The following is a 9,895-nucleotide window of genomic DNA, read 5'->3' as shown; positions in this document are numbered from 1 at the left end:
GCACGCCTCGATGCACAGACCGCAGAAGATGCAGCGCAGGTAGTTGATCTGGTAGACGCGGCCGTAGCGCTCGCCGGGCGAGAACCGCTCCCCCGCAGCGTCGTCGTTGTCGGCGCCCTCGACCAGGATCGCGTCGGCCGGGCAGGCCCAGGCGCACAGCTCACAGCCGACGCACTTCTCCAGCCCGTCCGGGTGGCGGTTGAGCTGGTGCCGGCCGTGGAAGCGCAGCTGCGTGGGCCGCTTCTCCTCGGGGTACTCCTCGGTGGTGACCTTGCGGAACATCGTCGAGAAGGTCACGCCGAAGCCGGCGACCGGAGCGAACATCTCGGACAGGAATCCCTGTCCCTTGTCCACGTTGTTGGTAGCGGTCGGCTTGTCGGTGCGCTTGTCGGTGCGCTTGTCGTTGCGCTTGTCGTTGCGCTTGTCGTTGTCAGCCACGAGTCTCCTCCTTCTCGGAATCGGTCTCGCCCGGTCGGGTGTCGCCGGCTGTGTCATCTGCCTGGTATGCCGCGGACGATGTCAGCGCAGGAGCAGGCTCGCGCAGCACCTGACCCGGCAGCGGCGGCACCGGGTAGCCACCGGCATACGGGTCGATCTCGGTCGGTTGCTCCGGGATCGCCTTCTCCCGAGCGGCGGCCTTGTAGTCGTAGATCCATGCCGCCGCGAGCACCAGGAGCACGATGATCACGATGGTGATCAGGGTCGACCGATGCAGCCGGCCGCCCCAGACCATCGTCTTGCCCAGGAAGCCTTCGTTGGAGGCGCGCAGGAAGGCGACCGCGACGACCCACACGAGGGTGCTCGGGATCAGGACCTTCCAGCCCAGCCGCATGAACTGGTCGTACCGGACACGCGGCAGCGAGCCACGCAGCCAGACGAAGAAGAACATGAACAGCCACAGCTTGATGACGAACCACAACAGGCCCCACCAGCCGCCGTTGAACATGCCGCCGCCGATGGCCGCGATGCCCGGAGGCGCCTGCCACCCGCCGAGGAACAGCGTGGTGGCCAAGCCGGACACGGTGAACATGTTGACGTACTCGCCGAGGAAGAACATCGCGAACTTCAGCGAGGAGTACTCGGTGTGGAAGCCACCGGTCAGCTCGCCCTCACCCTCGGCGAGGTCGAACGGCAACCGGTTGGTCTCACCGACCATGGTGATGATGTAGACGCCGAACGAGAAGAACGCCGGGATGCAGAACCACAGGTTGTTCTGGGCCAGCACGATCTGGCTGGTCGACATCGATCCCGCGTAGAGGAAGACCGCCACCAGCGCCAGGCCCATCGCGATCTCGTAGGAGATCACCTGCGCGCTGGAGCGCAGGCCACCCAGCAAGGGGTATGTCGAACCCGACGACCAGCCGGCCAGCACGATGCCGTAGACGCCGACACCGGCGACCGCGAGCACCAGCAGGACGGCGACGGGCACGTCGGTCAGCTGCAGCGGCGTGTAGTGACCGAACATCCAGACATTGCCGGACAGCGGGATGATCGCGAACGACACGAACGCCATCGCGCCGGCGATGATCGGCGCCAGGACGAACATCAGCTTGTCCGCGTTGCGCGGCGTGATGTCTTCCTTCAGCGCCAGCTTCACACCGTCGGCCAGGGTCTGCAGCAGACCGAACGGGCCGGTGCGGTTGGGGCCGGGGCGTTCCTGCATCCGGCCGATGACGCGGCGTTCGAACCAGATGACGACCAGGGTGTTCACCAGCAGGAAGACGAACAGCAGGAGCGCCTTGATCAGCGACAGCCACCAGGGCGTGTCGCTGAAGTCGGCCGCCGGGTTGTCCGTGCTGGCGGCCAGCGCCGGGCCGGCGAGCGCAACGAAACTCACTGCACACTCTCCTTGTCCGTGGTCGTCTGCTCGGCCGGGGTCGCCGCCGGTGCCTTGGCCAATGTGACGATCGCGCCACCGTCGGCGCCGAGCGTGGCACGCACCGTGCTGTCGGTCGAATTGGTCGGCAGCCACACCACGTAGTCGGGCATCTCGGTGATGACGACCGGCAGCGTGATCGAGCCGTCCTTGGTGGACACGGCGAGCCGCTCGCCCTCGCGTACACCGACGCTGGCCGCAGTGGCCGACGACAGTCGGGCGACCGACGAAGCCGCCGTGCCGGCCAGGAACGGCTCGCCATCCTGCAGCGCACCGCGGTCCAGCAGGTGCGTCCAGGTCGACAGCACGGCCTCACCGATCAGTGGGCGCGGGACGCCACGGGACTTCACCCGCGGACGTGCCGGACGCTCGCCGGCGAACGCGCCGAGTTCACGCATCTCCGCACGGACCTGATCGGTCGTGCGGGTGCCGAGGAACTCGCCGAGCTCGGCGGCCAGCAGGTCCAGGGCGCGGAAGTCGGAGATGCCGGTGCTCTCGATGGCCTGCTCGAAGGGCCGCACGCGACCCTCCCAGTTGACGTAGGAACCGGACTTCTCCTGCTGCGCGGCCACCGGCAGTATGACGTCGGCGTATGACGCAACCGCGCTCTCGCGAACCTCGAGCGAGACCACGAACGCCTTCTCCAGACCGGCCTGCGCCGTGTGCTGGTCGGGCAGGTCCCGCGGGTCGACGCCGCCGACGACCAGGCCCGCGAGCTCGCCCGAGGCGGCCGCCGCCAGGATCGCGCCGGAGTCACGGCCGACCTGCTCGGGCAGTTCGCCGGCTCCCCATACGGCACCGATCTCGCTGCGTGCGGCCGCGTCCCCGACGGGACGGCCGCCCGGCAGCAGATTGCCGATGGCGCCGGCCTCGAGCGCACCGCGCTCACCGGCCCGACGCGGCACCCAGGCCACGCGGGCGCCCTTGGCCTGCGCCAGGGCGAGCACGGACGACAACGCACCGGGCACGGTCGCCATACGCTCGCCGACCATGATGATCGAGTCGGAGCTCAGCTGCTGCGCGGTCTCGGCCAGGTCACCGCTGGCGGCGGTGATCGCGTCGAGCACCTCGGCCTCGGTGCCGGGAGCGGCCGCGATCAGCGTGCCGCCCATCTTGGCCAGGCCACGCGTCACGAACGGCGCGACCGACATGACGTTGGTGCCGTTCTTGCGGTAGCCCTTGCGCAGCCGCAGGAAGATGATCGGCGACTCCTCCTCGGGCTCGATGCCGACCAGCAGCACCGACGGCGCGTGCTCGAGGTCGGTGAAGGTGACCGAGCCGGCCGCACCGTCCCCGTCGGGACCGGTCGCGACGACGGAGTGCGCGAGGAAGTCGGCCTCCTCGGCGGACACCGGCCGCGCGCGGAAGTCGATGTCGTTGGTGTCGAGCACCAGCCGCGCGAACTTGCTGTAGGCGTAGGCGTCCTCGGCGCTGATGCGACCGCCGGTGAGCACACCGACACCGCCCGCAGCCTTGGCCCGCGCGATGCCCTTGGCGGCGAACTCGAGCGCCTCGGGCCAGCCGGCCACCCGCAGCTCGCCGTTCTCGTCACGCACCAGCGGGGTCTCGAGGCGCTTGCTGGTGGCGTACTTGAACGCCCAGCGGCCCTTGTCGCAGTTCCACTCCTCGTTGACCGCCGGGTCGTTCAGCGCCATCCGGCGCAGCACGACACCACGACGGTGGTCGGTGCGGGTGGAGCAACCGCTGGCGCAGTGCTCGCACACCGACGGCGTCGACATCAGGTCGAACGGCCGGGACCGGAAGCGGTATGCCGCGCCGGTCAACGCACCCACCGGGCAGATCTGCACGGTGTTGCCGGAGAAGTAGGACTCGAAGGGCTTCTCCTCGTAGATGCCGACCTGCTGCAGCGCGCCGCGCTCGATCAGCGCGATGAACGGGTCACCGGCGATCTGGTCGGAGAAGCGGGTGCACCGGGCGCACAGGATGCACCGGTCACGGTCGAGCAGCACCTGGCTGGAGATGTTGATCGGCTTCGGGTAGGTGCGCTTGACGTCCTCGAAGCGCGACTTGGGCCGGCCGTTGGACATGGCCTGGTTCTGCAGCGGGCACTCGCCGCCCTTGTCGCAGACCGGGCAGTCCAGCGGGTGGTTGATCAGCAGGAACTCCATCTGACCGTGCTGCGCCTTGTCGGCGACCGGCGAGGAGACCTGGGTCTCGACCTTCATGCCCTCGGCGACGGCCAGGGTGCAGGAGGCCTGCGGCTTCGGCATACCGCGGCCGTTGCCGGCATCGGGCACCTCGACGAGGCACTGCCGGCACGCGCCGACCGGCTCGAGCAGCGGGTGGTCGCAGAACCGCGGGATCTGCACGCCGACCTTCTCGGCCGCGCGGATCACGAGCGTCCCCTTCGGGACGCTGACGGGGACGCCGTCGATGGTCAGGCTGACCAGTTCCTCGACAGGTGGTGCTTCCGGCGTCTTGCCATCGGTGACGGTCGTCATACGGACGCGGCCTCCTTCTGAGGAACCGGGAAGAGAGCGGAGTGCTCCGGCGGGTAGGCCTCCCACCACGGGGTGTGGGTGCCCAGCTCGAACTCCTCGCGGAAGAGCTGGATGCCGGAGGTGACCGGCGACGTCGCCGCGTCACCGAGCGCGCAGAACGAGCGGCCGAGGATGTTGTCGCAGACGTCGACCAGGGTCTCGATGTCGTCCGCGGTGCCCTCACCGCGCTCGAGCCGGGTCATGATCTGCTTCATCCAGTAGGTGCCCTCGCGACACGGCGTGCACTTGCCGCAGGACTCGTGCGCGTAGAAGTCGGTCCACCGCGCGACCGCGTGGACGACGGACGTCGTCTCGTCGAAGATCTGCAGCGCACGGGTGCCGAGCATCGAGCCCGCGGCCGCGACCGAGTCGAAGTCGAGCGGCACGTCGAGGTGTGCGTCGGTGAAGATCGGCGTCGACGAACCACCGGGCGTCCAGAACTTCAGCTGGTGGCCCTCGCGGATGCCGCCGGCCATGTCCAGCAGCTCGCGCAGCGTGATGCCCAGCGGCGCTTCGTACTGCCCCGGCCGGGTCACGTGGCCGGAGAGGCTGAAGATGCCGAAGCCCTTGGACTTCTCGGTGCCCATGCCGGCGAACCAGTCGGCGCCATTGGCGATGATGCTCGGAACCGACGCGATCGACTCGACGTTGTTGACCACGGTGGGTCGGGCGTAGAGGCCCTCGACGGCCGGGAACGGCGGCTTCAGCCGGGGCTGGCCGCGCCGGCCCTCGAGCGAGTCGAGCAGCGCGGTCTCCTCGCCGCACTCGTAGGCGCCGGCGCCCGCGTGGACGGTGATGTCCAGGTCGAAACCGGTGCCCTTGATGTCCTTGCCGAGCAGCCCCGCGTCATACGCCTCCTGCACGGCGTTCATCAGCCGGCGGTAGACGTGCACGACCTCGCCGCGCAGGTAGATGAACGCGTGGTTGCAGCCGATGGCGTATGACGTGATCGCGACGCCCTCCACGAGGAGGTGCGGCGTGGCCATCATCAGCGGGATGTCCTTGCAGGTGCCCGGCTCGGACTCGTCGGCGTTGACGACGAGGTAACGCGGGCCGCCGTCCGGCTTGGGCAGGAACGACCACTTCATCCCGCTCGGGAAGCCCGCGCCGCCACGGCCGCGGAGGCCGGAGTTCTTGACCTCTTCGATGAGGTCCGCGGGCTCGATGCCGAGTGCCTTGTCGAGCGCCCGGTAGCCGCCCTCGCGCTGGTAGGTCTCCAGGGTCCAGCTGCGCGGGTCGTCCCAGTGCTTGGTGAGCACCGGGGTCAGGGTCGTAGCCATCAGTCCTCCTGGCCTTCAGCCGAACTGTGCGGGTGACCGGGCAACGGGCCGCCGGTCTCGCCCGTGGTCGCGGTGTTCTGGTGGGCGTTCCGTTGGTTGTCTTCGGACAGCGGGCCGCCCTCGTCGCCCGGCGCTCGCCAGTCGTTCTGGTGCGCGAGCCGCAGGCCCTCCAGCGAGGGTTCGCCGGCGCCGACGCCTTCATTGGCGTGGCCGTCGGGGAAGCCCGCCAGCACGCGCTCCACGTGCTTGAACGAGCACACCTTGGCGGCACCGCGGGTCGGCGCGACGTCCTTGCCGGCGCGCAGGTCGTCGGCCATCTGCACCGCCGAATCGGGCGTCTGCTTGTCGAAGAACTCCCAGTTGGCCATGACCACCGGGGCGTAGTCGCAGGCCGCGTTGCACTCGACCCGCTCGAGGGTGATCTTCCCGTCCTCGGTGGTCTCGTCGTGGCCGACGCCCAGGTGGTCCGAGAGACGCTCGAAGATCAGGTCGCCGCCCATGACGGCGCACAGCGTGTTGGTGCAGACCCCGATGGTGTAGTCGCCGTTGGGGTGGCGCTTGTACTGGGTGTAGAAGGTCGCGACACCGCTGACCTCGGCGTCGCTCAGGCCGAGGCGTTCGGCGCACAGTCGCACGCCGCGGCCGCTCACGAAACCGTCGACGCTCTGGATCAGGTGCAGCATCGGCAGCAGCGCGGAGCGCTTCACCGGGTAGCGACCGATGATCTCGTCGATGTCCCGATTGAGCTGTGTCAGCTGCTCGTCGGTGTAGGGCTCGTCGCTCGCGCGCAGCGGCGTCTGCGGGTGCAGGATCGCGTTCGACGCGTGCGCACGCACTTCTGCGTGAACCTTGTTCTCTTCACTCATAATCAGCGATCCACTCCACCCATCACCGGGTCGATGCTCGCCACGGCGACGATGACGTCGGCGACCGAGCCGCCCTCGGCCATCGCGGCCACGGCCTGCAGGTTGTTGAAGGACGGGTCCCGGAAGTGCGCCCGGTAGGGGCGGGTTCCTCCGTCGGACACCGTGTGGCAGCCGATCTCGCCCTTGGGGCTCTCGATCGCGGCATACGCCTGGCCGGGCGGCACGCGGAAGCCCTCGGTCACCAGCTTGAAATGGTGGATGAGGGACTCCATCGACTCGCCCATGATCTCCCGGATGTGGTCCAGGCTGTTGCCCTGGCCGTCCGAACCGACGGCCAGCTGTGCCGGCCAGGCGATCTTCTTGTCCTCGACCATCACCGGGCCGGGGTTCTCGTCGAGCCGCTGGATGACCTGCTCCACGATGCGCAGCGACTGGTACATCTCGTCGACCCGCACGCGGTACCGCGCATAGGCGTCGCAGGTGTCGCGGACCGGGACGTCGAAGTCGTAGGTCTCGTAACCGCAGTAGGGGTCGGCCTTGCGCAGGTCGTGGGGCAAGCCCGTCGAACGCAGCACCGGGCCCGTCATACCCAGCGCCATACAGCCGGTGAGGTCGAGGTAGCCGACGTCGCACATGCGCGCCTTCAGCACGGGGTTCTCGTTGAGCAGCGCCTCGAGCTCGCCGATGCCCTTGCGGACCAGCGGGATGTTCTCGCGGACCTGGTCGATCGTGCCGGCCGGCAGGTCGGCGGCGACGCCACCCGGGCGGATGTAGGCGTGGTTCATGCGCAGGCCGCTGATCGCCTCGAAGATCCGCAGGATGCGCTCCCGCTCACGGAAGCCGATGGTCATGACGGTCGTCGCGCCCATCTCCATACCGCCGGTCGCCAGGCAGACGAGGTGCGAGGTGACGCGGTTGAGCTCCATCATCAGCACCCGGATGGCCTGGGCGCGCGCCGGGATCTGGTCGGTGATGCCGAGCAGCTTCTCGACGGACAGGCAGTAGACGGCCTCGTTGAACAGCGGCATGACGTAGTCCATGCGCGTGCAGAAGGTCACACCCTGGGTCCAGGTGCGGTACTCCATGTTCTTCTCGATGCCGGTGTGCAGGTAGCCGATACCCGCGCGGGCCTCGGTGACCGTCTCGCCGTCGAGCTCGAGGATCAGGCGCAGCACGCCGTGCGTCGAGGGGTGCTGCGGACCCATGTTGACGACGATGCGCTCCTCGTGCAGCGCCGCGGCCTCGTCGACCAGGTCGTCCCAGTCGCCGCCGGCTGCGTTGAGCACCGGGGTCTCGTCATCGACATCGTGCGTGGTGGCGCCATAGGCGTCGGTCCGTGCGGTCACTTGTACGACCTCCGATCACTGGGCGGGGGCACCGTGGCTCCCTTGTACTCCACCGGTATGCCGCCGAGCGGGTAGTCCTTGCGCTGCGGGTGGCCGGGCCAGTCGTCCGGCATCAGGATCCGCGTCAACGCCGGGTGCCCGTCGAAGATGATCCCGAACATGTCCCACGTCTCGCGCTCGTGCCAGTCGACCCCGGGGTAGGTCGGCACGATCGACGGGATGTGCCCGTCACCGTCGGGCACCGCGACCTCGAGGCGAACTCGCTTGCTGCCGTTGGTGATCGACACGAAGTGGTAGACCGCGTGCAGCTCGCGACCGGTCTCCTCCGGGTAGTGCACACCGCTCACGCTCAGGCACTGCTCGAAGCGCAGCGTGGGCTCGTCGCGCAGCGCCTGCCCCACCAGGGGCAGGTGCTCGCGGGCGATGAACAGCGTCAGCTCACCGCGGTCCACCACGACCCGCTCGACCGCGGCGGCGTAGTCGCCACCGCGCTGGGTCAGTGCCTGTTCGAGAGAGTCGGTCAGCTGGTCGAAGTAGCCGCCATACGGCTTGCCGGCGGAGCCGGGGAAGAGCACCGGGCGGTTCAGTCCGCCATACCCGCTGGTGTCGCCGCCGAGCGACGGGCCGAACATGCCCTTGCGATCGGCGATCTTGATCGGCTCGCCGACCGTCGTGGACTCCACCAGCTCGCCCGGCGTCACCGCGTCGGTCGTCGTCGCCTCGGCGCTGGGTGCGTCCGGCTTCTTGTCGTCGCTCACGCCAGCAGACCTTTCATCTGGTGCGTCGGCGTCGCGACCATCGCAGCCTGCTCAGCAGCGCGCGCGGCCTCGACCCGGTTGACGCCCAACTTGCTGTTCTGGATCTGCTTGTGCAGCTCCAGGATCGCGTTCATCAGCATCTCCGGGCGCGGCGGACAGCCCGGCAGATAGATGTCGACCGGTATGACGTGGTCGACGCCCTGCACGATCGCGTAGTTGTTGAACATGCCGCCCGAGCTGGCGCAGACACCCATCGAGATGACCCACTTGGGCTCCGGCATCTGGTCGTAGACCTGGCGCACGACGGGTGCCATCTTCTGACTGACCCGGCCGGCGACGATCATCAGGTCGGCCTGGCGCGGAGTCGCACTGAAGCGCTCCATGCCGAAGCGGGCGATGTCGTAGTCGGGCGTGCCGACGGCCATCATCTCGATGGCGCAGCAGGCCAGGCCGAACGTGGCCGGCCAGACCGAGCTCTTGCGCATGTAGCCGGCCAGCTGCTCGACCGTGGTCAGCAGGAAGCCTGAAGGCAGCTTCTCTTCGATACCCATGTCGTCCTCGTCAGTCCCAGTCGAGCCCGCCGCGGCGCCACACGTACGCGTAGGCCACGAATACGGTCAGGATGAACAGCACCATCTCGACCAGCGCGAACAGGCCCATCTGGTTGAAGGCCACCGCGAACGGGTAGAGGAACACGGACTCGATGTCGAAGATGATGAACAGCATTGCGGTCAGGTAGTACTTGATCGGCACGCGTCCGCCACCCGCCGCCTGGGGAGTCGGCTGGATCCCGCACTCGTAGGCATCGACCTTGGCGCGGTTGTAGCGCTTCGGACCGGCGATCGACGCCGCGAAGACGGAGAAGACGGCGAAGCCGCCGCCGATGGCGAGGAGGAAGAGCAGCGGGACGTAGGGGTTCATCGCAGAGCCACTCCTTTCCGGTTGTCACTGCCGTCGTGGCCACGGTCGCCGTGGTCGCCGACTGCCTTGTCGGCCACGCGCGGACGCTGCCCCATCCTAGGGGCGGCCCCTAACAATGCACGTCGGGTCATGCGGCCGGCGCGATCTTCGACAAGGCCGTGATGACGCGGTCGCTGGCGTCGCCTCCGCGAGGCTCCGCCAGGTTGGCCATCACCTTCAGCAGGAACTTCATCAAGGTGGTGCGCGGCAGGCCGTACTTCGTCGCGAGCCGCATCACCTCGGGGTTGCCGATCATGCGGGCGAAGTGGCGCCCCAAGGTGTAGTAGCCACCCAGCGCATCGCCCATC

General features: G+C 68.5%; 9 protein-coding genes and 1 pseudogene. All 10 read right to left on the bottom strand.

What is annotated here, in order from left to right; all coding sequences use genetic code 11:
* Positions 1 to 438, bottom strand: a 438-nt coding sequence (nuoI, locus tag VG502_RS21060; protein ID WP_414655766.1) for an NADH-quinone oxidoreductase subunit NuoI, incomplete at its 3' end; no start/stop codon positions are given.
* A complete protein-coding gene (gene nuoH, locus VG502_RS21055) occupies positions 431 to 1,837 on the bottom strand; it encodes an NADH-quinone oxidoreductase subunit NuoH (protein WP_325552262.1) in 1,407 nt (468 codons plus the stop codon). The genes nuoH and nuoI, both read right to left, overlap by 8 nt.
* Positions 1,834 to 4,338 carry an NADH-quinone oxidoreductase subunit G gene (locus VG502_RS21050; protein ID WP_325552261.1) on the bottom strand — a complete coding sequence of 835 codons (2,505 nt, stop codon included), beginning with the start codon at positions 4,336 to 4,338 and terminating at the stop codon, positions 1,834 to 1,836. The genes nuoH and VG502_RS21050 overlap by 4 nt, the downstream gene beginning before the upstream one ends.
* A complete protein-coding gene (gene nuoF / locus VG502_RS21045) occupies positions 4,335 to 5,657 on the bottom strand; it encodes an NADH-quinone oxidoreductase subunit NuoF (RefSeq protein ID WP_325552260.1) in 1,323 nt (440 codons plus the stop codon). Before nuoF ends, VG502_RS21050 begins: the two co-directional genes overlap by 4 nt.
* Positions 5,657 to 6,523, bottom strand: a complete 867-nt coding sequence (nuoE, locus tag VG502_RS21040; protein WP_325552259.1) for an NADH-quinone oxidoreductase subunit NuoE — start codon at positions 6,521 to 6,523, stop codon at positions 5,657 to 5,659. Before nuoE ends, nuoF begins: the two co-directional genes overlap by 1 nt.
* Before the next feature lie 2 nt (positions 6,524 to 6,525).
* On the bottom strand, positions 6,526 to 7,869 hold the full coding sequence (locus VG502_RS21035) for an NADH-quinone oxidoreductase subunit D (protein WP_414655765.1): 1,344 nt from the start codon (positions 7,867 to 7,869) through the stop codon (positions 6,526 to 6,528).
* Positions 7,866 to 8,627, bottom strand: a complete 762-nt coding sequence (locus tag VG502_RS21030) for an NADH-quinone oxidoreductase subunit C (protein ID WP_414655764.1) — start codon at positions 8,625 to 8,627, stop codon at positions 7,866 to 7,868. Before VG502_RS21030 ends, VG502_RS21035 begins: the two co-directional genes overlap by 4 nt.
* On the bottom strand, positions 8,624 to 9,178 hold the full coding sequence (locus VG502_RS21025) for a NuoB/complex I 20 kDa subunit family protein (protein WP_325552257.1): 555 nt from the start codon (positions 9,176 to 9,178) through the stop codon (positions 8,624 to 8,626). Before VG502_RS21025 ends, VG502_RS21030 begins: the two co-directional genes overlap by 4 nt.
* 10 nt (positions 9,179 to 9,188) lie before the next feature.
* On the bottom strand, positions 9,189 to 9,548 hold the full coding sequence (locus VG502_RS21020) for an NADH-quinone oxidoreductase subunit A (RefSeq protein WP_325552256.1): 360 nt from the start codon (positions 9,546 to 9,548) through the stop codon (positions 9,189 to 9,191).
* A 127-nt stretch (positions 9,549 to 9,675) separates the two neighbouring features.
* Positions 9,676 to 9,895 (bottom strand): annotated as a pseudogene (locus tag VG502_RS21015) (FAD-dependent oxidoreductase); the annotation flags it as partial.

The organism is Flexivirga sp. (genome assembly GCF_035551235.1).
Classification (GTDB): domain Bacteria; phylum Actinomycetota; class Actinomycetes; order Actinomycetales; family Dermatophilaceae; genus Flexivirga.
The sequence above is the reverse complement of the archived record's forward strand: the minus strand, read 5'-3'. Positions and strand labels throughout refer to the sequence as shown.